Source organism: Phormidesmis priestleyi ULC007, assembly GCF_003003695.1.
Classification (GTDB): domain Bacteria; phylum Cyanobacteriota; class Cyanobacteriia; order Leptolyngbyales; family Leptolyngbyaceae; genus Phormidesmis_A; species Phormidesmis_A priestleyi_A.
Window position 1 is genome coordinate 66912 of record NZ_PVWG01000004.1, and the last position, 23039, is coordinate 89950.

The 23039-nt window shown below is 48.6% G+C and carries 26 protein-coding genes; 10 read left to right on the plus strand and 16 right to left on the minus strand.

Going from position 1 to position 23039, the window contains the following annotated elements; all coding sequences use genetic code 11:
- Positions 1-33: 33 nt before the first annotated feature.
- Complete coding sequence (gene map, locus C7B65_RS05550; RefSeq protein ID WP_073070592.1) at positions 34-795, plus strand: type I methionyl aminopeptidase; 762 nt, start codon at positions 34-36, stop codon at positions 793-795.
- A 320-nt stretch (positions 796-1115) separates the two neighbouring features.
- On the opposite strand, the gene C7B65_RS05555 is transcribed toward map, so the two are convergent.
- Positions 1116-2729: a DUF3352 domain-containing protein gene (locus tag C7B65_RS05555; RefSeq protein ID WP_073070593.1), complete on the minus strand. Its 1614-nt coding sequence runs from the start codon at positions 2727-2729 to the stop codon at positions 1116-1118.
- A 218-nt stretch (positions 2730-2947) separates the two neighbouring features.
- Complete coding sequence (locus C7B65_RS05560) at positions 2948-3478, minus strand: response regulator transcription factor (RefSeq protein WP_083582787.1); 531 nt, start codon at positions 3476-3478, stop codon at positions 2948-2950.
- A 231-nt stretch (positions 3479-3709) separates the two neighbouring features.
- On the opposite strand from C7B65_RS05560, the gene C7B65_RS05570 reads away from it, so the two are divergent.
- Positions 3710-4054 carry a hypothetical protein gene (locus C7B65_RS05570; RefSeq protein WP_073070596.1) on the plus strand — a complete coding sequence of 115 codons (345 nt, stop codon included), beginning with the start codon at positions 3710-3712 and terminating at the stop codon, positions 4052-4054.
- A gap of 310 nt (positions 4055-4364) precedes the next feature.
- Here C7B65_RS05570 and C7B65_RS05575 read toward each other — a convergent pair whose 3' ends face one another.
- Positions 4365-4601, minus strand: a complete 237-nt coding sequence (locus C7B65_RS05575) for a type II toxin-antitoxin system Phd/YefM family antitoxin (protein WP_073070597.1) — start codon at positions 4599-4601, stop codon at positions 4365-4367.
- A 314-nt stretch (positions 4602-4915) separates the two neighbouring features.
- Between C7B65_RS05575 and C7B65_RS05585 the strand changes: the two genes are divergently transcribed.
- Positions 4916-5479: a GNAT family N-acetyltransferase gene (locus C7B65_RS05585; RefSeq protein WP_073070599.1), complete on the plus strand. Its 564-nt coding sequence runs from the start codon at positions 4916-4918 to the stop codon at positions 5477-5479.
- Between the two features lie 154 nt (positions 5480-5633).
- Here C7B65_RS05585 and C7B65_RS05590 read toward each other — a convergent pair whose 3' ends face one another.
- The gene (locus C7B65_RS05590; RefSeq protein WP_073070600.1) at positions 5634-5924 is read right to left on the minus strand and encodes a hypothetical protein; all 291 of its coding nucleotides are present in this window, start codon (positions 5922-5924) and stop codon (positions 5634-5636) included.
- Positions 5925-6230: 306 nt separating this feature from the next.
- Entirely contained in the window at positions 6231-7634 is a 1404-nt protein-coding gene (leuC, locus tag C7B65_RS05595; protein ID WP_073070601.1) for a 3-isopropylmalate dehydratase large subunit, read from the minus strand.
- Between the two features lie 163 nt (positions 7635-7797).
- Between leuC and C7B65_RS05600 the strand changes: the two genes are divergently transcribed.
- On the plus strand, positions 7798-8400 hold the full coding sequence (locus C7B65_RS05600; RefSeq protein WP_073070602.1) for a DUF8166 family protein: 603 nt from the start codon (positions 7798-7800) through the stop codon (positions 8398-8400).
- A 225-nt stretch (positions 8401-8625) separates the two neighbouring features.
- Here C7B65_RS05600 and C7B65_RS05605 read toward each other — a convergent pair whose 3' ends face one another.
- On the minus strand, positions 8626-9408 hold the full coding sequence (locus C7B65_RS05605; RefSeq protein WP_073070603.1) for a DUF1868 domain-containing protein: 783 nt from the start codon (positions 9406-9408) through the stop codon (positions 8626-8628).
- Between the two features lie 206 nt (positions 9409-9614).
- Here C7B65_RS05605 and holA point away from each other — a divergent pair, with 206 nt between their 5' ends.
- The 6 genes from holA (at position 9615) to C7B65_RS05635 (ending at position 14588) form a co-directional block, all read left to right on the plus strand.
- Positions 9615-10598, plus strand: coding sequence for a DNA polymerase III subunit delta (gene holA, locus C7B65_RS05610; protein ID WP_073070604.1), 984 nt, complete (start codon positions 9615-9617; stop codon positions 10596-10598).
- 131 nt (positions 10599-10729) lie between these two features.
- Positions 10730-11224 carry a DUF4168 domain-containing protein gene (locus C7B65_RS05615; protein WP_181314337.1) on the plus strand — a complete coding sequence of 165 codons (495 nt, stop codon included), beginning with the start codon at positions 10730-10732 and terminating at the stop codon, positions 11222-11224.
- A 4-nt stretch (positions 11225-11228) separates the two neighbouring features.
- On the plus strand, positions 11229-12389 hold the full coding sequence (locus C7B65_RS05620) for a formamidase (RefSeq protein ID WP_244913171.1): 1161 nt from the start codon (positions 11229-11231) through the stop codon (positions 12387-12389).
- A gap of 10 nt (positions 12390-12399) precedes the next feature.
- A complete protein-coding gene (gene biuH, locus C7B65_RS05625; RefSeq protein WP_073070690.1) occupies positions 12400-13092 on the plus strand; it encodes a biuret amidohydrolase in 693 nt (230 codons plus the stop codon).
- Between the two features lie 43 nt (positions 13093-13135).
- Positions 13136-13864 carry an amino acid ABC transporter ATP-binding protein gene (locus tag C7B65_RS05630; protein ID WP_073070606.1) on the plus strand — a complete coding sequence of 243 codons (729 nt, stop codon included), beginning with the start codon at positions 13136-13138 and terminating at the stop codon, positions 13862-13864.
- A gap of 94 nt (positions 13865-13958) precedes the next feature.
- Positions 13959-14588, plus strand: a complete 630-nt coding sequence (locus tag C7B65_RS05635; RefSeq protein ID WP_106253943.1) for a fasciclin domain-containing protein — start codon at positions 13959-13961, stop codon at positions 14586-14588.
- A gap of 81 nt (positions 14589-14669) precedes the next feature.
- On the opposite strand, the gene C7B65_RS27655 is transcribed toward C7B65_RS05635, so the two are convergent.
- The 10 genes from C7B65_RS27655 to C7B65_RS05680 all read right to left on the minus strand — a co-directional run bounded on the left by C7B65_RS27655 (position 14670) and on the right by C7B65_RS05680 (position 22649).
- Positions 14670-14810, minus strand: coding sequence for a hypothetical protein (locus C7B65_RS27655; protein WP_181314338.1), 141 nt, complete (start codon positions 14808-14810; stop codon positions 14670-14672).
- 485 nt (positions 14811-15295) lie between these two features.
- A complete protein-coding gene (locus C7B65_RS05640) occupies positions 15296-16315 on the minus strand; it encodes an amino acid ABC transporter substrate-binding protein (protein ID WP_244913172.1) in 1020 nt (339 codons plus the stop codon).
- A gap of 202 nt (positions 16316-16517) precedes the next feature.
- On the minus strand, positions 16518-17483 hold the full coding sequence (locus C7B65_RS05645; RefSeq protein ID WP_073070608.1) for a glycosyltransferase family 2 protein: 966 nt from the start codon (positions 17481-17483) through the stop codon (positions 16518-16520).
- A gap of 227 nt (positions 17484-17710) precedes the next feature.
- On the minus strand, positions 17711-19939 hold the full coding sequence (locus C7B65_RS05650) for a phosphoketolase family protein (RefSeq protein WP_073070609.1): 2229 nt from the start codon (positions 19937-19939) through the stop codon (positions 17711-17713).
- Between the two features lie 163 nt (positions 19940-20102).
- On the minus strand, positions 20103-20456 hold the full coding sequence (locus C7B65_RS05655; protein WP_073070610.1) for a DUF5615 family PIN-like protein: 354 nt from the start codon (positions 20454-20456) through the stop codon (positions 20103-20105).
- Entirely contained in the window at positions 20453-20782 is a 330-nt protein-coding gene (locus C7B65_RS05660; protein ID WP_073070611.1) for a DUF433 domain-containing protein, read from the minus strand. Before C7B65_RS05660 ends, C7B65_RS05655 begins: the two co-directional genes overlap by 4 nt.
- Positions 20783-20923: 141 nt before the next feature.
- The gene (locus C7B65_RS05665) at positions 20924-21088 is read right to left on the minus strand and encodes a type II toxin-antitoxin system HicB family antitoxin (protein ID WP_219898384.1); all 165 of its coding nucleotides are present in this window, start codon (positions 21086-21088) and stop codon (positions 20924-20926) included.
- A 132-nt stretch (positions 21089-21220) separates the two neighbouring features.
- Positions 21221-22039, minus strand: a complete 819-nt coding sequence (locus tag C7B65_RS05670; protein WP_073070612.1) for a nucleotidyltransferase domain-containing protein — start codon at positions 22037-22039, stop codon at positions 21221-21223.
- Between the two features lie 84 nt (positions 22040-22123).
- A complete protein-coding gene (locus tag C7B65_RS05675; protein ID WP_073070613.1) occupies positions 22124-22444 on the minus strand; it encodes a type II toxin-antitoxin system RelE family toxin in 321 nt (106 codons plus the stop codon).
- On the minus strand, positions 22425-22649 hold the full coding sequence (locus C7B65_RS05680; protein ID WP_073070614.1) for a hypothetical protein: 225 nt from the start codon (positions 22647-22649) through the stop codon (positions 22425-22427). Before C7B65_RS05680 ends, C7B65_RS05675 begins: the two co-directional genes overlap by 20 nt.
- Positions 22650-23039: the final 390 nt, after the last annotated feature.

Genomic DNA, 23039 nt, shown 5'->3' on the forward strand with positions numbered 1-23039 from the left:
CGATCTATTGTTTGATAGCTACAATAGACCCATATGGAACAAGAAGTCATCACCCTCCTCTCTAGCCGTGAAATCGAAAAAATGCGCCGAGCCGGACGCTTGGCAGCAGAGTTACTAGACTACCTAGAACCCCTCGTTCGCCCAGGAGTTAGCACACTCAAGCTCAATGACGAAGCCGAACGCTGGACTCAGGCTCATGGGGCAAAAAGCGCTCCTTTGGGCTATCACGGGTTTCCTAAGTCGATTTGCACGAGCGTCAACGAGGTCGTCTGTCACGGCATTCCTAACGCTAGACAAATTCTTAAAGACGGCGACATTATTAATATTGACGTAACGCTAATTGTCGAAGGCTATCACGGCGACACCTCTAAAATGTATTTTGTCGGCACTCCGTCACCCCTGGCAAAGCGCTTAGTTGAAGTGACCGATCGATGTCGTCAATTAGGCATTGAGCAGGTAAAGCCAGGCGCTAGAATCGGCGATATTGGCGCAGCTATTCAAGAATATGCAGAGTCTCAGGGGTTTTCGGTAGTTCGAGATTTTGTAGGGCACGGCATCAGCAATATTTTTCACACTGCCCCTCAAGTGCCCCATTATGGCAAACGAGGAACTGGCAAAAAGCTGCGTCCGGGGATGGTGTTTACGATCGAGCCAATGATCAACGAAGGCACCTGGGAAGTTGAGGTGATGAAAGATAAGTGGACGGCGCTCACAAAAGACCGTAAACTCTCGGCCCAGTGTGAACATACGTTAGTCGTCACTGCTAGCGGTTATGAGATTTTGACCCAACATTAATGTCAGTTCGATGAGTTCTTTCGCTGCGTTCTTCAGCGCTTCAGCCCCCTAAATCCCCCAGTTTGGGGGACTTTGAACTTAAATTCTGGGACTGAAGTCCCCCAGTTTTGGGGGATTTAGGGGGCAGCCCGGATTTGCAACCGCAGCGAAAAGCTTCATCGAATTCACGTAATATTTAGACGGGTAAGCGATCGCCAGGAGGTGGAGACAAGACCTGCGGATAAAAAAATTCTTGCCATTGATCCTGACGATCGCAACTGTTCAAAAGCCAAGGGTGCATTAGCCCAAGACCAATACACCCTTGGTCAGAATGATTGCGACTACTTTGCAGGTTTAAGTGCTAACACCGCCTCAAATTGGCTCGTCGTTTTATCGGTCTGGGTAGTCGTGCCACCAACACCCTTAATCGAATTCAGAATTGCAGTCGTCTCTGGCTGCATGGCTGACTTTTGAGAAACGGGCGTTACTTTGTTCACCAAAGTCATGGTTTTTTCCATATCCATGTAGAAGTAACCAATGTTTTGCTTAGGCAGAGAAGCCGTCACCGCTTTGAAACTATCGCTGGTTTCTAAAGAAGGATTAGGTTGACTAGACATCGTAGTCACCAGTTGATCACCCATTGCAATAAACACGGTGTTGTCATCTAGCCAGCCATGACCCAAAAGAGCGCCTTGGGGCGTTTGCCATTCGGTGACTTTTTTGCCGTTGACATCACGTTGAGCGATCGCCAGAGATTGACTCTTCCCGATCGTATCCAGCTTGCTTAACGTGGCTTCGGCGGTTTTACGATCGCTTGTATTAAACACCATTGCTCCACCAAATCCAAGCTGTGCCAACATGCCTTGATTGAGTGGCATCATGCCGATCGCAAACTCGCCATTCATCCAGCCAAAGATATCGTTATCGAGGTTAAGACCGATCGTTTGGCTGCCACTTCGCATCGCCTCAATGACCTGTTTCGCCTCTGGGCTGTCCTTGGATTGGGTTACAACTTGGCTCCAATAAGAACTCAGGTTAGCGCCAGATACGAGCGCGAAAGTGTCGGTTGGGAACTGAGCCACCACTTTGCCAGGAGAAGGCTTAAACTCGATCGCCGTCTGTGGGTCAACCTTCACCGCTCCTTTAAGACGCAGCCCAACCTCATCAATGCTGACGTTGCCGACCATCGATTTGACTCGCTTTAGCTGCTCTAAAGTCGATGCGTTCAGCGGCGCGCTAGAACTGCCGCTCATGGCTTGCACCATCCCGGCATAGTCGGGCAGATAAAAGCGGGCAACCACGGCTTCTCCATCGCTTTGAGATAGTAGCGGTGCGGCTTCTGGCTTGGTCGCAAAAGAGGGACTACCTTGAAGCGTCTCGATCGACTGTTCAATTGCTTTTTTGTCAGACGACAGCACGAGATAAGAATCTTTTAGCACTGCCGCGTAACTAGGCTTTTTACTTTTTTCGCTCACGACTTCACTGATTTTGACCCCTTTATAGTCGGTCTCAGTGCTTTTTACTTTTGCGTCGCTCTTAAGCTTGTTGGCAAAGCTAAGGGCGCTTACCTTGTCTTTGATAGCGATCGCCATCAGCACATTTGGCTCTTTAGCATTGGTGCTAGGCATCATCGCCACCATCACATTGCCCATCCAGGGCTTTAGATCTTTGTCTACATCGACGTTAGATTCAGTCAGCACTTTTTGCTGGAATTCTTTAACGCTTTTATCGACTGCCTGTTGAGCCTCTGGGGTGCCAAACTGCTTGAGCTTTGCCCAATTTTTTTCGTCTGTGGAGATGAAGGCTGCCATATAAGCTTGATCAGGAATCACTTTGGCGATTCCTAAAGGCGTTGCACTATCTCCTGGTGCCCCATTGAAATAAAAGTATCCTGCCACGCCTCCTGCAAGAGCAGTCACCGCCACAGCAGGCAGAATCAACTTTTTGACAGACATTTAGCTTCCTCAACGTTCCAAATATTACTACGGCTGTATTTAACATCACCCTGACACTTAACGAATTCGGACGTTTGAATCAGGAAGATGAACGATCGTAGAGTTCCCTACAATGTTGGCGTTAGCACAGCGAAGGATTTTGGCTAATTCGTACAGTTGTGAGCGATCGCCCCTATTGATCTCGAAGCATTGAAGCAAATTGCTTTGCAATTGAACCATCAGCTAAGTGGCAAAGAATGTAAAAATCCTAGTTTTTCCAATGCTTGTGCGATCGCTTCCGTGCGACTTTGTACTCCCAATTTGCAATAAATACTTTCCAGGTGCTTTCGGACTGTGCTTTTGTGAACACTGAGTTGGAGTGCGATCGCTTTGTTATCTCTGCCTTGCATCACACAAAAGAGAACTTCAGTTTCTCGCTGACTCAAGCCCAGTAGTTCTAGCGAATTCAACAAGGGTAGAGTCTGTTCTTCCAGCAGAAGCAGGTATTGCACTCTAGGCTGTTCGACAACTAAACGAATTACCAATTGCTTGCCAGCCTGTTCGATTCGCAACGGCAAACACGCCTTTGGCAGGTCTGGGTTTTTAGTGAAACCAGTGACTTGATGCTTGACCCACGACCACAAATGGTCTGGAAGTTGAAGGGAACAAGTGGGTTTTGAAAAATAGCTTTCTAGCCACACTACGGCTTGGGGCGTGACGAACACGCTAGAGGAAAAACCGATGAGCCGTATCAGAATGAAAGTGTTCATCCGTAATGAATCGGATGCGACGCTGACCTTTTCTAGTGACGAAATTGTGCATGGCGACTATACCCCCGATTGGACTCCGCCGTCAGTCATTCAACCAGGGGAACGAAAGGGCTTTCAAGGCGAAGGAAACATTGTCCATTCAATGAGCCGATTACGGGTACAGAAGGTAGAGTCCGTTACAACATCGTTGCTCCCAATAGCGGCGAACTTTATATTCATTGGGACAGCCCATTGATTGAATCTCAATACGGCAACACTTTTCACATCTGGGCACCGGAAAACTGGGAAATTACGCACTCAGGCGGACAGGGACATGAAGCGAAACTTGAGATTCGCTTGCGCCGTACTGCCCGCCGCAGTGTCCCAAACTTTCACGCAAACGGAAGAGGGTTCGCTTTTACCAATCATTGGGATGCCGACCTGCCCGTCATCTCACTCGGTTTTTTGTGGAACAAGCTGTTTGATTCGTTGCCTGGCCCTTTGGGCGAACTTGGGATCGGCAGAGTTGTAGACGAAAATTGGGCACCGATCACGCACGCTAACGCGGGGTTGTGTGGTGGCAGGTCTACACCGTGATGGATTATTATGCTTCCCACCTGTTGCCGCCAGAACAGACAACTTCTCCTAATTCTCGCAATGATGGTTTGTTTGAATTTATCCGAGATCGGTTGTGGGACAGCTTCGATGTAGATGGTGAAGGACATCGCTTTCTTGGCTACTCATCGCCTCATTACCCAAACGGGGATGAAGGAGTGATCCAGGTGGTGGGCTTAACGCGAGGGCGATCGTGGATCACCTATCGAGAAGCGTGGTCCCAGATTCAGCAGGACATTGACGCGGGTAAACTCTCGCCTCTCGGACTGTTTAGTGTAGACCAACTCCCAACTCACCACTCCAACTCCCGATTATATTCCTGGGTCGGTGTTGCGAGTCCTTCCCGAATCGATTCCCGCATCCCTGGAATTGAAAGGAGATATAGTGTTTCTTGCACCGATGCCCAATCAGCTTCAGACAACAGCACTGCATTGCTACTCTGTCCCACAATCACAATGGGTTGATGGGACAGGCTCACCGAATCGATCAAATCTTGCAACTGCTGTTGAGCTTCATTGACTGGAATCATAATCCTCTATCCACCTAACTATGCTCTCTAGATTATGTCTGCTGGCTGTAGATACTCCCTTATTATGAGCAATTGTCTCAATTCCGGCTTTTACCGCTTTAGACATCTCATCGATAGTGCGATCGCCGATCTTGTAGGTTGAATTGACGCAAGGAAACTCAACATCACCTTCTCTCTCAACCTTGATCAGTTCCGCTATTTCAGCGATCGCAGTTAAACAAACTCGTACACTAGATAAAGGCACATAACCGAAGCTCACTTGTTGGTGTTCCAGCTTCAGTTAGCGTAAAATTGCTGGTGAGGGGTAAGTCTATATGCTCGATCCAGAAAAGCTCAACTATTTCAAGTGGACAATTCCAGATGGCTCTCGTGTACGCCTAACTCCACTCCAAGCAGACGATCTAGAGTTTATAGATAGGTGGAAAAGCCAAGTTGATATCTCCTCTATAACTTCTAAAGCAATCCAGCACATTACTTTAGAAGAACGACAGCGACGGTTTAACGAGAAAATCCCCTCTATATTTGCAGTTCGCCGCATGACAGATAATCAGTTTATCGGAGAGATTAGCTTGTATAACCTCAACCCTAAAAACCGATCGGCAGGAGTAGGTTACTTCACTGGTGCAGACTATCGACAACGAGGCTATACAAAAGAAGGCTTGTGGCTACTGCTCAATTATTTGTTTAAAGTCGTTGGGTTAAATAAGGTCATGGCCGATACGGGGGCATTTAATCAAGCCTCGATCGCCCTACTCAAATCTTTAGAATTCCAGCAAGATGGATGTCTGCGTCAGCACCAATTACTGGATGGTGTGTTGTATGACCAGCTACTCTTCAGTTTGCTGGCAGAAGAATGGGGAAGACAACCGGGCTATTAATTCAAAATCTGCAATGCTAAACGGAGATCACAACATTGTTCAGTGTCATAGAGCTAATGGCGTTGTTTGAGTTAACAAGCTGCTTACTCGCGCAACGCCTCAAATTGCAGATCACTGGTTTGGTTTGTCGATTTGCGATCGGGTTAAATTCAGTCTAATTCTGAACCTGAGTAGCCGGGATTGCAGCTTGCATATTAACGTCACAGACTCTCGGAGATTGAATGGCAGCAACCTCCTCGCTCGTCAAACTAGAATCGTCAAATCGTGACGCGCATGAAACCATCTGCGATGAGTTGGGGGTGGTGTTAGAAGTTTGTGCAGCAACTTCTTCGAGCGTCGGATGAGTGGGATTGTTGAATGCCTGTGCAGAAAAAGCGGCGGATTGTGTCGTTACAGTCGCAGCGATCGCTAACATAAAGCCCGTTGCAAGTTTATAAAATCGCATGATTCAATCTCCTTAAAATGTCAGTGGGTCGTTCTATTCCTGACTATGATTAAAGGCTACTTATCTGAGATCTTGCTGACCTGAAAGGGTGGATTTGATAAGGCTTTGCTTAAAGGAAGATGAGAGCGCAATATCGGGCCTAAATTGATTGACTATAATGAATACAAAATCAGCGATCGCGTCATCTTTCATGACTCTGCGATCGCTAATCTGATTGGATATTGCTGAATGGAGAGAGGATTTGGGTAGGGGAAATCTCCTATGGTTGCCCTCCGCGCTTTTACGCCTCCACCCAAATCGCCAGGTTTAGATCAACTCGCGCACGTCGGTCACTTGACCCGTCACCGCCGCCGCCACCACCATCGCCGGACTCATCAACAAAGTCCGTCCCGACGACGAGCCTTGACGACCTTTAAAGTTGCGATTTGACGAAGAGGCGCTGAGTTGCCGACCTTGCAGTTTATCGGGGTTCATCGCCAAACACATCGAACACCCGGCCTCTCGCCATTCAAAGCCTGCGGTTAAAAAGATATCGTGTAACCCTTCGGCTTCTGCCTGTTTTTTCACCCGTTCTGAACCGGGGACAATAAAAGCTTTTACACCGTTTGCAACATGTCGCCCTTTGGCAAACTTCGCGGCTTCTCGCAAATCGCTGATTCTGCCATTGGTGCAACTGCCGACAAAACAGACATCAACTTTAGTGCCTTGAATCGGTTGACCCGGAGCCAGATCCATATAGCGATAAGCTTCTTCGGCGCTCGCTCTCTCGTCTTCGGCGATGCCATCCTGCGTGGGAACTGATTCATCTACGGCAATACCTTGACCGGGAGTAATACCCCAGGTAACGGTTGGAGCAATGTCAGCCGCATCAAAAACGATCACATCATCATAAATGGCATCGGCATCGCTACGAATATTGTTCCACCACGCGATCGCTTTGTCCCAATCATCGCCTTTAGGCGCAAAATCACGCCCCCGAAGATAATCGTAAGTGACCTGATCGGGGTTCACATATCCACAGCGCGCACCGCCCTCGATCGCCATATTGCAAACGGTCATCCGTTCTTCCATGTTCATCTGCTCGAAGGTTGTTCCTGCAAACTCATGAGCGTAGCCAACACCGCCCTTCACGCCCAGTTTGCGAATGATATGCAAAATCACATCTTTGGCATAAACTCCAGGTTTCAGCGCCCCATTGACCTCGATTTTACGGACTTTCAGCTTTGAGAGTGACAGCGTTTGCGAGGCAAGCACATCTCGAACTTGACTGGTGCCGATGCCAAACGCGATCGCGCCAAATGCCCCATGAGTTGACGTGTGGCTATCACCGCAAGCGATCGTCATTCCGGGCTGGGTCAATCCCTGTTCGGGGGCAATCACATGCACAATTCCTTGACTGCCTGACCCAACGTTATAGAAGGTGATGCCGTTCTCCTGGCAGTTTTTTTCTAACGCTTGCATCATCTCTTCTGCGAGTGAGTCAGCATAGGGGCGCGTTTGATCTTCAGTCGGAACGATGTGATCAACTGTGGCGATCGTCCGTTCTGGAAAAGATACGCTGAGTCCGCGTTCTATCAACATCGCAAACGCTTGAGGGCTGGTGACTTCGTGAATCAGGTGTAGCCCAATAAAAAGCTGAGTCTGACCCGAAGGCAAAGTTCCGACTGTGTGTGCATCCCAAACTTTATCGAACAGCGTCCCTTTACTCATGGCGTTTTGTTGTGACTGATACAAAAGCTTAAGTCTAGATTCTACCGCACAAGTTACGGGGTTCGAGTCGCCTCGTCAGGGATGAATGACGCAGCAACGATGAGATTTATAGTACAAAAACTCTCACCACTGTACAATTCCAGTGAGTGCGAGAGGAATCACTATGCGATTGGGTAAAGTAGTCAAATCAAATTCCCACTGTGATTATGTGGTGCAGTTGGATGACGAGATGGATTTTATCGATGCTCCTAAAGCCGATGATTATGGGTTTGGCACCTTCGTCAAGCTCGAAACCGAAGAACGTCATTGGGCGATCGGCATTGTCTATAATTCTCAACTGCTCAACCCGATGTTTATGAATATGGGGCCTCGCCTGTCGAGCGAACCCGATCCGCTTTTCACACCCGATCTAATCAACGAAACGCGCACATTACTCTGGACAGTTCTCGTAGGTTGCCTTGATCAACACAATGGCGAATTCTATGGAGTGCAAGGAATTCCGCGAGTCGTCGTGCCTGTGAATACGCCCGTGGCTACGATGACTCCCGCAGAGATTCATCAGTTTCATCTCAACCAAGAGCGACGATCGCAATTTTGCTACTACAGTCACCTCCTGCACTGTGGCGGCACGTTTTCGACTCAACTGACGCACCAAGTCTTGCAAGAATTGATCGAGTCAAAGCTTTTTAGAGATGCCGAAGAACGCGCCCTGATCGTCCTTTGCAAAGAATTATCCTGGAAGAACACAATGGGCGCAATGCGTTGAGCTTTAAAAACAAAAAACCCCAGCCGTGAAGCCGGGGTGAATAATCAGGGTGCATCTACCATTCCTCTATTCTGGGTGGAGGGGATAAATCAGGATGATTTCAAAAAATCTTCTGCGATCGTTCCTTCTAGCCCCGACCCGTGCTTTAAAAACACGTTACGACGAGCTTTTTCGCTTTGTTCTCAGCGGCTTCTGCCCCCTTGTATCTTGAGGAGATATCACAACTCAAAACTTAAAAGTCGCCCAGTCTGACTCGCGATAATAGTGAGCCATATTGTCAAACTTGTGAAGCTCTGCCCGATAGACGCAAAATGCTTGAGGTTGACCGTCTACCCACTGCTGATTCAGTTCATCTAAGGTTTGACCCCGACGATCGGGGTTTGCTGCTGCCGAAACATCACCAAAATAGCCCAGCGTAATATGCGGCGTAAAGTAATACTGCTGCTCAATGCCGATCGCGATCACCTCCGGGTTTTGGTAAATCGCTCGTCGCAGTTTCAGCGCTCGCTCATAAGATTCCTCATCGGTAGGAGCGAGACACAGCGCGATCGCACGAGGCATCACCATCAACCCCAAGGCTTGAAAGCGAAGTGGTTTGTTTTGAGAGAGCGGTTGACTCTGTTTAAAGCTGATGGCCATGCGATCGCGCAACTGAGTTTCAAAGTCAGGATTTTCGCTAGCATGACGATAAGCACTATCCCAAATCAAATCTGCCAACGTCATGTGAAAGCTTTTTGGCGGCACCGGAAGCAGCAGATTTTCGCCTAATTGCTGCACCAACTGCGCTTGAAAAGTGGTCAGACGATCGTAGAGAGCCGCATTTTCGTGGTCGGCTGCTCCACACGGAGTCACCACGCTATAACCCGGAAACTCGGTCGTCTGCCACCCGTGATCTGGATGATGTTGAAACTTGGGCGACTCTTGAATGTGCTGCACCTGCGACCTGTAGGTGTCTGGGAGCGTCATCCGCATCACCCGATTGAGGTAGGTCTGATAGTTTTCGTCCAATCTCGATCGCCTCGCGCTGTAAATCGACAGTTTAAAAGTCCACCCTTAATCTAACGGCAAAGTGCCGCTTTGCTCTAGGGAGATTCCAGCAGTTCTCCTCAACCCTACGAACCGGGGATCGTCTTAAAAAATCTTTAAGACTTCAACCGCTAGACGCTGGACGCTGTTCAGTCTAAAGTCTAAAGTCTCACGTCTAAAACTGGTGTATGGCAATTTACGTTTATTGGGGAGAAGATAGTTTCGCGATCGCCCAAGCCGTCAAAACGTTACAGGAAAAGACGCTTGACCCCACCTGGGAGAGCTTTAACGTGGACAAGATTTCGCCTGACCAGCCTGACGCGGTGATTCAAGGACTCAACCAGGCCATGACTCCGCCGTTTGGAGCGGGCGATCGCTTTGTGTGGCTAGTCGAAACAACCCTGGCTCAACGCTGCTCAGAAAGCTTGCTGGCAGAGCTAGAACGAACGCTGCCCGCCATTCTCAAGACGACGACGCTGCTGTTGACCAGTTCGAGCAAACCTGACGGACGGCTAAAATCTACAAAACTGCTGCAAAAATATGCCTCGATTCAAGAGTTTTCACCGATTCCGCCTTGGAAGACCGATTTATTGATCAAGCAAGTGCAGCAAGTGGCTAGAGAACTAGAAGTCAAGCTGAACGCAGACAGTGCCGAATTTTTAGCGGAAGCGATCGGCAACAACACGCGGCAACTCTATAGTGATCTAGAAAAGATTCGACTCTTGGGCGGCGAGTCAAAAAAGCCTTTAACCGTGGACGAGATCGCGCCTCTGATCACCGCTAGCACTCAAAACAGCTTGCAGCTAGTGGCAGCAATTCTCGAAGGCAAGACCGATCGCGCGTTGGAACTAGTCACAGAACTGCTGCGTCAAAACGAACCTGCCCTCAAAATTTTGGCGACGCTGATCGGGCAGTTTCGGCAGCGTTTGTGGATTAAAGTCATGCTGGAGTCAGGAGAGCGAGACGATCGCACGATCGCTCAAGCCGCCGAACTTAACAATCCTAAAAAGCTTTACTTTCTGCAAAAAGAACTCGCCAAAATTTCGGTGACTCAACTGCAACAGACGCTACCATTACTGCTTGAATTAGAATTTAGCCTGAAACGCGGAGCAGAGGAAATTTCAACCTTACAGACCAAAGCGATCGAGCTTTGTCAAATCTTCAAGACCTGAGTCACTCTGATTTAAAGTCCTGTAGCAATTAAAGTTAAAACCTCGCGATTTTGTGGAACTTCTTGCCCATAAAATAATTCATGATTATTAAAGCGCCCTCGTGTGCTAGTTTTCGGAGTGTCACACTATCTATGATGAACAGCGCCTCTCATTTACCGTCTCGCTTAAACAAAATGCTGGCTCGATCGCTGACATTGGGCACCCTCTCTGCTCTGGGTGTTCTCTTGGGGTTGGCTCCAAATCTATCGGGTCAGACCGCTCGTCTGTTTGATTCTGCCGCTTATGCTCAGTCTCAAGAGCCGACCTTCACTCGTTATGTCAGAGCTGCCTACAAGCTAGAAATCACCCGTAGACCTCTCGACGAAGAGGTTAAGAAACTAACAGGCGGAAATGCGCCTAGTAATGTTTGCAGCAATGTTGATCAGGTTCAAGCCAATGTGCGCGATCGGGTTAGAGAGATCTGTGCCGGGTTTGCTGCTCAGAGACGGGAGATCGTCTACAAGGAATACAAGCTCAGTCAGGAAGAGTTCAACAGCTTTCAACGACAAATGATTGACCCGTCAACCCGCTCCGAAATGGAAGCAAAAATCAATGCAGAGCTAAAGCGTCTAGGTTTGATTAAATAGACCGATGCTGAGTCGCTGTGATGCGGTTTCGCCGATCGCTCACCTCCTCACACCCAAAAGTATTGAATCACACTCCATTAACGCTCTCAATTCTGTAGATCCTTTAGTGTGGGCAAATCAAATTGCAAGCATACGGAGATCTCATATGAGCGGGTTAGGTGGACTGAATAAATCGTCAGATGGAGTCGTCTTAGGGCTGGTGCAGCTACAGTTGCCGACTGTGGTAACGCCAGACGATCTGGCAATGCAGACACAGCGCATTTGCAGCCTGGTTGCCAAAGCTCGACGCAATCTGCCCTCAATGGATCTGGTCGTGTTTCCAGAATATTCTCTACACGGGTTATCGATGGATACCAATCCGTCGATCATGTGTCGGTTAGAAGGTGCCGAAGTCGCAGCGTTTAAAGCCGCCTGTCGAGACAACCAAATTTGGGGTTGTTTCTCGATTATGGAACACAACCCCTACGGCAATCCCTATAACAGTGGAATCATCATCGACGATCAAGGAGAAATCAAGCTCTACTATCGCAAGCTGCATCCCTGGGTGCCTGTAGAGCCGTGGGAACCCGGAAATCTGGGCATTCCTGTCTGCGAAGGCCCCAATGGCAGCACGTTGGCGCTGATTATTTGTCACGACGGCATGTTTCCTGAAATGGCGAGAGAATGCGCTTATAAGGGAGCCGATATCATGATTCGCACGGCGGGCTACACGGCACCGATTCGTCACGCTTGGAATATCACCAATCAGGCAAACGCTTTCTGCAATCTGATTTATACGGCTTCGGTTTGCATGTGTGGCAGTGATGGCACCTTTGACTCAATGGGTGAAGGCACGATCGTTAATTTTGACGGCACTCCTCTAGTCACAGGCACAGGTCGCCCCGACGAAATCATTACCGGAGAGGTGCGCCCAAAACTGGTGCAAGAAGCCCGTCGCGTTTGGGGTGTAGAAAATAATATCTATCAATTTGGGCATCGCGGCTATGTCGCGGTCAAAGGCGGTGCCCAAGATTGCCCCTACACCTATATGCAAGATATGGTAGAAGGCAGTTATCGCTTGCCTTGGGAAGATCAGGTAGTTCACACAGACGGCACGTCATGCGGTTTTTCTGAACCTACCCGTTCTTATGAAACAGCCCCCTTAGTGAGCAAAGTCCAGTTATAGGATGTGGTTTATGGGATGTTATGTAGAGGCTGAACCCTACCCCTATCCCTTCAATGGGGATTTGCGACCCGACAATACGGTGATTTTGGTGATCGACATGCAGACCGATTTCTGTGGAATCGGGGGGTATGTCGATCGCATGGGCTATGACCTATCGCTGACACGGGCCCCGATCGAGCCAATCAAACATCTGCTCTCAGTAGCTCGTGCCAAAGGCTTTCACATCATGCACACCCGCGAGGGACACCGACCCGACTTGTCTGATCTGCCCGAAAACAAACAGTGGCGCAGTCAGCAAATCGGCGCTGGCATTGGCGATTTGGGCCCGTGCGGCAAGATTTTAGTTCGGGGTGAACCGGGTTGGGAGATTATTCCTGATCTGGCCCCATTGCCGGGAGAAGCCGTGATCGATAAGCCTGGAAAAGGCTCGTTTTATGCCACGGATCTCGATTTGTTGCTCAAGCGTAAAGGCATTCAAAACATTGTGCTGACGGGCATTACAACCGATGTTTGTGTCCATACAACGATGCGCGATGCCAACGATCGCGGCTATGAATGTCTCTTGCTGTCTGACTGCACAGGCGCAACCGACTATGACAATCATCTGGCTGCCTTAAAAATGGTAAAGATGCAAGGGGGCGTATTTGGTGCGATCGCCGATTCAGTCGCGCTGATCAAAACAATCACTCAAAAGTTATTCTGAGAATGAACGCTCGATCGCCGAATTCTTTTCTCCTTAATCTGATATGTCAATGCTGATTGCTGAAAATGTTCATAAGTGGTACGGCAAATTTCAGGTTTTGCGCGGCGTGAGTTTGACAGTTGATCAAGGCGAAGTTGTGGTGATTATGGGGCCTTCTGGCTCTGGCAAATCCACGTTTATTCGCACCTTTAACGCGCTAGAAGACTATCAGCAAGGACGAATCGTAATCGACGGCACTGAGCTATCTGATGACCTGCGAAACATTGACAAGATTCGTCAAGAAGTGGGCATGGTGTTTCAGCAGTTTAATTTATTTCCTCATTTGACGGTGCTGCAAAACGTCACTCTTGCCCCGACTTGGGTGCGTAAATGGAGCAAGGCAAAGGCTGAAGAGGTGGCTTTACAACTCTTGGAGCGAGTCGGCATTCTTGAACAAGCACAGAAATATCCGGGTCAGCTATCGGGTGGGCAACAGCAGCGAGTCGCGATCGCTCGTGCTCTCGCCATGCAGCCTAAAATTATGCTGTTTGACGAACCCACTTCCGCACTAGACCCTGAAATGGTGCGCGAAGTGTTGGACGTAATGCGATCGCTGGCTGAATCGGGCATGACGATGATTGTGGTCACTCACGAAGTTGGGTTTGCGCGAGAAGTTGCCGATCGCATCATTCTGATGGATGAAGGCTTATTAGTTGAGACGGCAAGCCCGATCGACTTCTTTCAGCACCCTAAAGAAGAACGCACCCGAAAGTTTCTGGCCCAAATTCTTTGACTACACGCCGCTACGATTGTGCTTTGTCAAATTTCGTTATAGGCTTCACAAGTCATTACAGAAGTTCACACTTCGTAAACTGAGTTTAGCCACTATGAACCTGAAAGCTTTCGCTCTAATGAAAACGCTGAGTCTTGCTGGATTCTTGAGCTTAGGTGCGCTCGTAGTTCCAAATCCAAGCCAAGCTGCTGATATGCCGATGGCGGCTCCGATCAGTCTGCCCACAATTCCGCCAGCAACAAAGACTGCTGAACCCGTCTCTAGCCCCACACCGATCGCGGCTCCAGGAGCGATGACGGCTTCCGAAAAGACGATCGTTGAAATCGCGTCTACAAACGATTCGTTTAAAACTTTGACGGCGGCTCTTAAAGCGGCTGGTTTAGTTGAAACCTTATCGAGTCCTGGGCCGTTCACCGTGTTTGCTCCTACCGATGCCGCATTTGCTGCGCTTCCTAAAGGCACGGTTGAAGAACTTCTCAAGCCTGAAAACAAAGCGATACTGGTTAAAGTTCTGACTTACCACGTCGTTTCTGGTGAAGTGCTTTCTACCAATCTCAAGTCAGGAAACGTCAAGACCGTTGAAGGCAGCCCTGTGATGGTCAAAGTTGGCACCAGTAGCGTGATGGTCAACAATGCGAAGGTTGTTAAAGCAGACATCAAAGCCAGCAATGGGGTCATTCATGTGATCGATAGAGTGATTTTGCCATCGGCTAGAGCTAAATAGTCACCTGCTAAATCTGAATCGCCCGTAGAGACGTTAGATTAAACATTTCTGCGGGCGATCGCTTTATTAATGCAGATGCAATTAGCCTTGGGTGCGGCGAACGTGATCCATAATGCGCTGTTTGCGTTCTATCGATCGCGGCGACAAATCCTTGCTAAAGTCTCCAACACTACGAGCGACATGCTCCATAATTCTCTTCTTACGATCGTCTGCGTTAGCCATAGTTAACCTGAATTAGCGGAGTCTTTGTCCTACCTCAATTCTAAGGTGATTAACTTATTTAACCTGAGTTCGGGATAAGAAATCGCCAGAAGTCCTGATTTTCCGTGCCTTGCTGCTATGCTCCACATCAGGCTCTTGTCAATAAGCCTCACAGTTGAGAATATTCTTAATAGTAGGACTTATTGAGAAAAGATTACTAGCTGGTTGTTTGGCTCAAGCTACTTGCAGTGGGGATTTCAGCCTTCGGCTTAACCCGAACTCAGGTTATTTAACGTGAGTTCGATGAAGCTTTTCGCTACGGTTGCCAGTCTGGGCTGCCCCCTAAATCCCCCAAAATTGGGGGACTTTGAACCTAAATTCTGGGCTTGAAGTCCCCCAGATTGGGGGATTTAGGGGGCAGAAGCCGCTGACAACGAAGCAAAAAAACTCGTCGAACTCACGTTATTTAGGGTGTTTCTGAGACAGCGAGAATTCGTGAGTAGCCCTTATCTAAACGGCGGTGAGAGCAGCAATCCGCCTTTTGTGGAGAGGTTGTTTTGCCCACGAGGTAGGTTTAGCTTAGTTTTAGCACCGAGGTTGCGATCGTAAATTTCGCCATAGTTTCCACCCTGCTGAATGATTCGCACTGCAAAGTCATTCGTTACGCCCATTCCTTTGCCTAAGTCACCTTCCGAACCTAAGAACCGCTTCACCGTCGGATCGGGACTGTTCACTTGCTGAGTCACATTTTGAGAAGTTACGCCCAGTTCTTCAGCTTTGATTAGAGTAAACACCGTCCATCTCACTAGATTGCTCCAGGCAGCGTCGCCATCGGCAACCGCAGGGGCTAGTGGCTCTTCAGATAAAGGTTCTTCTAAAATGACGTGATCGGCGGGTTTGGGTAGCGTTGTGCGACGAGAAACTAACTGAGAGCGATCGGCGGTGACTCCTTCACATCGCCCCTCGGCGTAAGTTCCGAAGGTGGTATTCACATCCTCAAACACAACGGGCGTATAGGGAATGCTGCGTTTTCGCATCTGATCGGTCAGGTTTTGCTCAGTCGTGGTGCCCGTCTGGATGCAGATCGATTTGCCTTTGAGATCGGCTAAAGTTTTGATGCCGCTTGCTTTTTTGACCATGATTCCCTGACCGTCATAGAAGACGACGGGTGCAAATTCTAAGCCGACGGAGGTGTCACGGCTCATTGTCCAGGTTGTATTGCGGCTGAGAATATCGACTTCACCCGTTTGCACGGCGGTGAAGCGTTCTTTGGCGTTGAGGTTGCGATATTCAACGGCATCAGCGTTGTTGAAGACGGCGGCGGCGATCGCTCGACACACATCTACGTCTAGCCCCGAATATTTGCCGTCTTTGCCGACAAAACTAAATCCGGGGAGTTCTCCACTGACCCCGCACACGAGTTTTCCTCGGCTGACAACCGTAGCGAGTCGTCCTTTTGGCGCGGTGCTACCTCCACCCTGACCCGTCGGCGAGTCACTGCAAGCCGTTAACGATAAAACTAGCAAAGCGACTAGGAACGGGGACGACGATCGCATCATAGTTTGTTTAAATGGACAAGTAGCGGAGTTATTGTAGTCCTTTCTGGACAATTGCGTAACTTTTATGATCGTGGATTAAATAACTCCGAGAGTGGGTCGGGCATCTTGCCTGACTTAAACAGCCGAGACGAGACGAGACGGCTGTGCCACCTTATTTAATCCAGAATTCTTAGCGCGAGCGACTCGTTTCCGCTGGCTGTCGCTCAAATCCCGCGACTTCTCCAAGGGTATAAAGGGGGCGGTTTTTTACCTCTTCATAAATTCGTCCAATATATTCACCGAGAATGCCAATGCTGACGAGCTGCACCGCACCGAGAAAGAAAATCGCGACAATAATCGTGGCAAGTCCAGTCACGGGTGAATGCGGCACAAAAATTCGCCAATAGAGCACTAAAATTGCCATCACTAGCGCCACCACTGCCGAAAACAATCCGACATAGGTTGAGATGCGAAGCGGCACTTTAGAAAACGAAACCAATCCGTTAACTGCCAGCCCAAATGATTTACTAAATGTATATTTCACATCACCCGCAAATCGTGGATCGCGATCGAACTTGACCGAGGTTTGTGAGAATCCGACCCACGATCGTAACCCTCGGAGATATCGATTTCGTTCTGGCATCGTGTTCAGCAAGTCCACCACTTGCCGATCGAGCAAACAAAAATCACCTGTGTCTGTGGGAATGTCAACATCTGCCAGGTTCTTTAACAATCGGTAAAACGTATAGGCGGTCAAGCGCTTAAACCAGCCTTCTTTGCGGCGTTGGGTGCGTTGAGCGTAAACCACCTGATAGCCTTGTCGCCATTTCTCGACCATTCCGGGAATCAGTTCGGGTGGGTCTTGCAGATCGGCATCTAAAATCACAATCACCTGACCTCGTGCGAAGTTTAACCCAGCAGTCACCGCGATTTGATGACCAAAATTGCGAGCCAAACTCAGATAGCAAACGCGTGAATCTTGCTGGTGTAGCTCCCGAATTAGCGGCAACGATCGGTCTCGACTTCCATCGTTAATCAGCACTAATTCGGCAGTGGCATCTAGTCGATTCATCACAGAACTGACCCGACGATAAAGCTCATGAATCGTGGCTTCTTCGTTATAGATAGGGACGATCAGCGAGTAGGTTGGCAACATATCTGGTGCACCACATTGGAACAAAAAAGGAGCGATCGTGCAGCGTGTGAAACCCACATCTTAACGATCGCCCCAGAATTCTAACAATACCGACTTCGGAAGAAATTTAGACGTTGCTAGATAGAGGGGTGATTTGTAGGGGCAATCCCCCGTGGTTGCCCTCCGTCAGGGGTAGGCACGGGGGCACTACCCCTACAGCCATTTCATCCCATTCTGCAACCCAAAATTTAGTGCGCCAACGCTAGTGCCCGTTTTGCCAATGCTTCGGCAGTGATGCCGTTGACTGCCATTAATTCACCCGCGCTGGCAGTGGTTTCGCCTCGCTTCCAAGAGAATGTATCGCGCTTGGCAGTGCTTCGCAGCATGATCGGCTCTAGCATTCCACTTGCGCCGCCCGTCACTCCAATCAGCACATCGCCGCCAAACATCGCCTCAAACTTGGCATCGTCTAGAAACTCACCGTCTGGCTCTGAGCAGAGATCCCAGGCGACATCATGAGCGCGATAGAGACGACGAGGATTCACAACTGATACGACTCGCACGGATAGGCCTTCCGCTTCGAGATGCGCTGCCGCTTCGAGCACCGGAATCAGAACCATGTCACCGACGGCGGCAAACACCACGGTTTTAGCATTTGCACTTTCAGCGCTGGGCATTTCTTTAAGCACGATCGCGCCATCCTTCAACGCCTGACGCGCTTGCTCAAAGGTCGTGTGAATCGGAAGCGGCGATTTACTTGACGTAATCACAATGCCCTTATTTTTCGTCGTCAGCCCCCAGTCATAGCAAACCTGAATGCTATTGGCATCGGGCGGAAACAGCGGAAAGACATTGCCGTTCCGCATCATTGCTGCAAAATAAGCTTCGATTTCAGGACGTTGATGAGTCCAGCCGTTGCGCCCCTGCTCTAGCGCCCCTGCCGTAAACAGCGTCATCGTAGACGGCGTGGGACGGCGCAATTCTGCCATTGCCTGAGTGACAGTTTGCCAAATTGGTAAGCCATTGATCGCAAACGATTCGTAAGAACACCAGAGCGATCGAGAACCCATCAGCGCTAACCCGGCTGCCAAACCTGCACAGGCATCTTCACTCAAAGGCTCGTAGACCTGTCCTTTAGGGGCTTGGTTATAGAGCGCGTCTTCAACGGGGTGAATAATTCGCAATGCCTGGTTGATGTTGGCGATTCCAGAGGCTTCGTTGCCGTCTGCGTTGGTGACTGTGAAGGCACGATCGACGTTGCCGACATAGCCAACCAGCTTACCCATAGCCGTCGTTGAGACTTTAGGATCGCCGCCGACGGTGAATTCTTCTAGCGGCAACTGTCCCAAATCGGGCAAGGGCAACACCGATTCGGTCACAGCCGTTTTGCTTGCGGGGCCGCCGCCTGCCCGTTCGCAGTTGGTTCGCACAAGTTCCCACGCTTCGGGTGTGAGGGCACGGGCTTTGAGCGCTGCAATAATATCGGGATTGTCTAACGTGTGTTGAGCGTAGAGGTTGTGAGATTTTGCGCCTCTCGCGTGCATCCCTGCGCCCTTAAGCTGCTTGATGATAAAGACCGTCAGCTTGCCGCCCAAGGCAGAACGAGCAGCCTCATTCATAGAAGTCAGAACCGACTTTGTAAACTGAAGACGCTGCTCAAACGAGAACGCGGTGCTGTCTACATAAGCTCCCGGCTGGTTTTGGTCATCAAAGTCTTTAGCATCAACCATTACCACGTTCTCAAAGCCGTTGCCCTTCCAATAGGCAATCATCTCGTCATTAGATTTGGTAGACACCATGCTGTGATGCTCTTGTGAATAGCCGTTCCAGACCAACACAGGCAAGAAATTTGTCACCTCTGGATAGGCAGTATGGAAGTGGGCGATCGCGCTCACAATATAAGGCTCACCTAACCCCCCATCGCCGACGGTAAAGGGAAACAGCTTATCGCGGTGCAGCGTCGCGGCTGCCATTGCAAAGTGTTGCCCCTGACCTAAAGGGCCTGCTGGGGCCAAAATTCCCGGAATGAAGCCAGAGAGATGTCCGAGTAATCCGTGTTTTTCGCGGAAGCGATCGCGCAACTGCTGCACGGTCTGAATGCCCATATCTTCGAGCGATCGGTCTAAAAACATGGCGCTATAAAAACCGGGCGCGTGGTGCCCCACCTCGGTCAGGATGTTTTTGTGACCCAACATCACTAGCGCTGCATAGGCTTCGGCTTGACTGGCAAACCCGCCGGGGTGCCCTGAAGCTTTACTTGCGGTCACTTGCAGGATTAGATAGCGCAACGCATCCGCTGTGAGCAGAGTCTGATAGACCGCCGTTAAATCAGTGGGGTCAGCGATCGCGGTTTTGCCTGGGGCGATCGTGGGGGTTTTCCCATATTGATCAAAACCGGGGAGCGAGTCACCAAAATGTTGAATGCCTTCACAGAAAGCAGGCGCGGCGGATTGAGGATTTGAGGTTACGGCGGTCATGCTGGTGATACCTTACTGCGATGAGCGAGTGCTTAAACTCATACCCATAGTACACAGCCCCCTGTGCAAAAGGAGAATGCACTTCTAATGACAAAGATTAAAAAACCTGTAGAAGCATGGCATTTCGTGTCTTCACCTTGTAGATGACGTAAAGGTCAATTTCTCAAAATGGAATAGACATTATTTGATTGATCCATTCTTCAGCCGTAGATGCTTCCCAAATTAGGATGAGCGCAGCAATCACTTCACTGATTGGAAGGCTTTGCGAAAGAATCAGTACACCAGAGCTAGTTTGGGTCATGATGAACTGACCAAACTCGGTTGGCATGGTTCTGCGATCGTGCGTGACCAGCACTCTGGCATCTTGCGCTGCAATTGCCAAAACCTCTAGATCTTTTATGCTTTCAAGCCTTGCTTCATTCGCTGATCGAAAATCAAGACCGGGTTGTCTGCGGATGGCTCCAATCACGATCGCTTGTCTAAGATCGGCATCAGCTTGGAAGCGAACCCTTGTCATACCGCACCGTGTTTCTGGGCTTGAGCAGCTTTCAGTTTTTGATAGAGCGTTGGATTTCTTGATCTACAAGACTGTTGCAACTTTTGAAATTCTGCTTCGCCTGCTTTTAGGTGCGCATCCACAACTTCTCGATTGGCAAGATAAAACGCGATCGCACCATAAACCTGTTCTAGTGAAAGCAGCGGAAAATTTTGGGCAATGCTTTCGGGAGATTCTCCATTCAGGAAACAGTAGACAACTGAATCGAGGGAGATTCGGGTTCCTTCAATCCAATACCCCCCGTTGCAATGTTCGATATATTGCTTTGTTGGCGTAGGTGATGTCATGAGACTCGCGGTTAATCACTAGTTTGATATTAAGCGATCGCGGTTGTCTCTTAGGTGAACTCTAGTGTTGTTGGGCAGGTTGGATTACAGAAAATTGCTACAAACGGTAGTTCGGCTAGAAATCGCTTTCACAAGGACAGCTCAACCACCTGTTTCGCTCACAACTTCTAACCAACCCTCGACAGCATCTTCAAGCATCTCTAATAGATGCTCATAATTCTCTCCCCAAGTATGACACCCAGGAAGAGCAGGCACAGAGGCACACCACACATCGTCTTCTTGCCAAATAATTGCCTTGATTTTCATGGGGTCAAATTATGTTGAGAACCATATTGTTTCGTTGGCGTAGGTGCTGATGTTATAAGACTTGCGGTTAATCACTAGTTGCATGTTAAGCGATCGGTTGTCTTTCAAGCATTGCATAGCACACGCCCAACTTCACGATACATTGTCGTTACTAGGTTGGAAGAAATGTCGCCCTGTCGAAAACTTCGCCAGAGCTTGGTGAAACAGTGGATTTAGAAGCTCGAAAGGCGCATATTCGGGTTTAGGAAGGGTGACAAGGAACTCCTTAATTTGAGGCAAAGTCTCAAAAATATACTGATCTAGAATTGGTATTCTACCGACTGAATCAAGCTCGTACCCTCCCCGTTTTCTCTCAATTAGGTTTTCAAGGGCTAATTTTGCATTGATAGGCATTTCAATTGCTGTAGTAAGCTCTTGCATTAAAAGAGGTGGCTGTCCACTAATTGTCTGAATCCAACGGCAACACAAAATTGGACGCATGACATAGAAGTAACGCTTTGCAGCCAAATCAGAATGCTGAAAATATCGATGAAGGATTCGTTCAGCCCAACCGATGTAGTGATGGACTGATGCGCGTGGAGCGAAAAATTCCTCTCCAATCTCCCGCATCCGTTGAATTATTTCTGGCTGCTCAATGTAGACGACAGGAGATCTCAACCACTCAAGTAGCACGGGATGTGATTGCCGGAGGAACAAGAGTGATTTCCTGAGATCCCAACCACTAAGATCAATATCGCTGGAGGTTCCAAGCTCCAACACATCATTGCGTTTTTCAATACATAGATACCAATCAACTGGTCGAACGTAAAGAAAACGAACATCATAATCGCTGTTTTGAGACTCAAACCCCCAGGCACGACTACCTGACTCAAGCCCATAGATCACCCTGAGACCCTGTTCAGCTTCAACTTTATACAGTAAATCTCTCAGTTGGTCTGGGGAATAGTGCATTGCTCAAGACACATCGATCAACAATAAATTGAGTGTTCCCCAAGCCAAGATTTAAGTACATGTTCTAGTGAGTTTTAGCTTTTCTTATGTTCTGATTTTCAAAGCTACTGCATGGTCTACGCTTAATGTTTTATAAGCATTTCCTCTAAAATTTATGCCGTGAATTTGCAGCTCGTCTAGTTCAGAGTTGATCGCGAAAATAATTCTGATTTTGCCAACCCTCATTCTTAGGAAGCCTTGCCATTCTCCTTCTAAGGCTTTGATATCAAGTTCTCCCGATGGCACTAACCCTGATTGCTCAACTGAGTTAAGCAAATAGAGAATTTTAGTCTGAACTCTCTTCACATCTTTTGTTGGAAGCTTTTTCAGAAATTTGAGCGCGTCTTTACTGAAGGTCAGTTCCATTTCGCACCCAATCTGTCATGTTTACGAACTCGCTTTTGTCGTAATCGGACGGTGAACCAAACTGTCCGCGAATTTCTTGCATTTCCTTTTCGCTAACACGAGGAATCAAAGCTAAACACAGAGCCAGTCTTTCTTCTCTCAAAACCTCATGGATTGTCTCCCGCACACTTTGCTGAATAAGCTCTTTGAGTTCTTGTGCTTCCATCTTTATTCCTTGTTCACGAGCTATTTAGCCTTTTACACTAGAACGTAACTAGATACTGATGCCTGTGTCATAAGTTTTGTTTTAACGTCAAGCAAATTATTAAAACAAAACTTATAAGTGAAGCTTTGTTGAAAGGTTTCTCCGCTCTATTCATAAGTTTTACTTCAAAATCAGGCAGATTATTAAAACGAATCTTATAAACGGAGCCTCATTCGTAGATCCTACTTGACCATCAACAGGTTTTGCTCACGCATCGGGCACAAATCCTAAACACATAATATTGAAGTGATCTTTATTACATAAAAATTACATTGCTTAAGTAAATATAACTAAGATTTTCTAGCTTCAGTCAACACGGTTGCTCATTTTCCAGGAATTTTCTCAGGTCAG

Coding starts and splice junctions, on each gene's coding strand:
- map (WP_073070592.1), top strand. CDS start 34: ATGGAACAAGAAGTCATCACCCTCCTCTCTAGCCGTGAAATCGAAAAA.
- C7B65_RS05555 (WP_073070593.1), bottom strand. CDS start 2,729: ATGTCTGTCAAAAAGTTGATTCTGCCTGCTGTGGCGGTGACTGCTCTT.
- C7B65_RS05560 (WP_083582787.1), bottom strand. CDS start 3,478: ATGAACACTTTCATTCTGATACGGCTCATCGGTTTTTCCTCTAGCGTG.
- C7B65_RS05575 (WP_073070597.1), bottom strand. CDS start 4,601: ATGATTCCAGTCAATGAAGCTCAACAGCAGTTGCAAGATTTGATCGAT.
- C7B65_RS05585 (WP_073070599.1), top strand. CDS start 4,916: ATGCTCGATCCAGAAAAGCTCAACTATTTCAAGTGGACAATTCCAGAT.
- C7B65_RS05590 (WP_073070600.1), bottom strand. CDS start 5,924: ATGCGATTTTATAAACTTGCAACGGGCTTTATGTTAGCGATCGCTGCG.
- leuC (WP_073070601.1), bottom strand. CDS start 7,634: ATGAGTAAAGGGACGCTGTTCGATAAAGTTTGGGATGCACACACAGTC.
- C7B65_RS05600 (WP_073070602.1), top strand. CDS start 7,798: ATGCGATTGGGTAAAGTAGTCAAATCAAATTCCCACTGTGATTATGTG.
- holA (WP_073070604.1), top strand. CDS start 9,615: ATGGCAATTTACGTTTATTGGGGAGAAGATAGTTTCGCGATCGCCCAA.
- C7B65_RS05615 (WP_181314337.1), top strand. CDS start 10,730: ATGATGAACAGCGCCTCTCATTTACCGTCTCGCTTAAACAAAATGCTG.
- C7B65_RS05620 (WP_244913171.1), top strand. CDS start 11,229: ATGCTGAGTCGCTGTGATGCGGTTTCGCCGATCGCTCACCTCCTCACA.
- biuH (WP_073070690.1), top strand. CDS start 12,400: ATGGGATGTTATGTAGAGGCTGAACCCTACCCCTATCCCTTCAATGGG.
- C7B65_RS05630 (WP_073070606.1), top strand. CDS start 13,136: ATGTCAATGCTGATTGCTGAAAATGTTCATAAGTGGTACGGCAAATTT.
- C7B65_RS05635 (WP_106253943.1), top strand. CDS start 13,959: ATGAACCTGAAAGCTTTCGCTCTAATGAAAACGCTGAGTCTTGCTGGA.
- C7B65_RS27655 (WP_181314338.1), bottom strand. CDS start 14,810: ATGGCTAACGCAGACGATCGTAAGAAGAGAATTATGGAGCATGTCGCT.
- C7B65_RS05645 (WP_073070608.1), bottom strand. CDS start 17,483: ATGTTGCCAACCTACTCGCTGATCGTCCCTATCTATAACGAAGAAGCC.
- C7B65_RS05650 (WP_073070609.1), bottom strand. CDS start 19,939: ATGACCGCCGTAACCTCAAATCCTCAATCCGCCGCGCCTGCTTTCTGT.
- C7B65_RS05655 (WP_073070610.1), bottom strand. CDS start 20,456: ATGACAAGGGTTCGCTTCCAAGCTGATGCCGATCTTAGACAAGCGATC.
- C7B65_RS05660 (WP_073070611.1), bottom strand. CDS start 20,782: ATGACATCACCTACGCCAACAAAGCAATATATCGAACATTGCAACGGG.
- C7B65_RS05665 (WP_219898384.1), bottom strand. CDS start 21,088: ATGAAAATCAAGGCAATTATTTGGCAAGAAGACGATGTGTGGTGTGCC.
- C7B65_RS05670 (WP_073070612.1), bottom strand. CDS start 22,039: ATGCACTATTCCCCAGACCAACTGAGAGATTTACTGTATAAAGTTGAA.
- C7B65_RS05675 (WP_073070613.1), bottom strand. CDS start 22,444: ATGGAACTGACCTTCAGTAAAGACGCGCTCAAATTTCTGAAAAAGCTT.
- C7B65_RS05680 (WP_073070614.1), bottom strand. CDS start 22,649: ATGGAAGCACAAGAACTCAAAGAGCTTATTCAGCAAAGTGTGCGGGAG.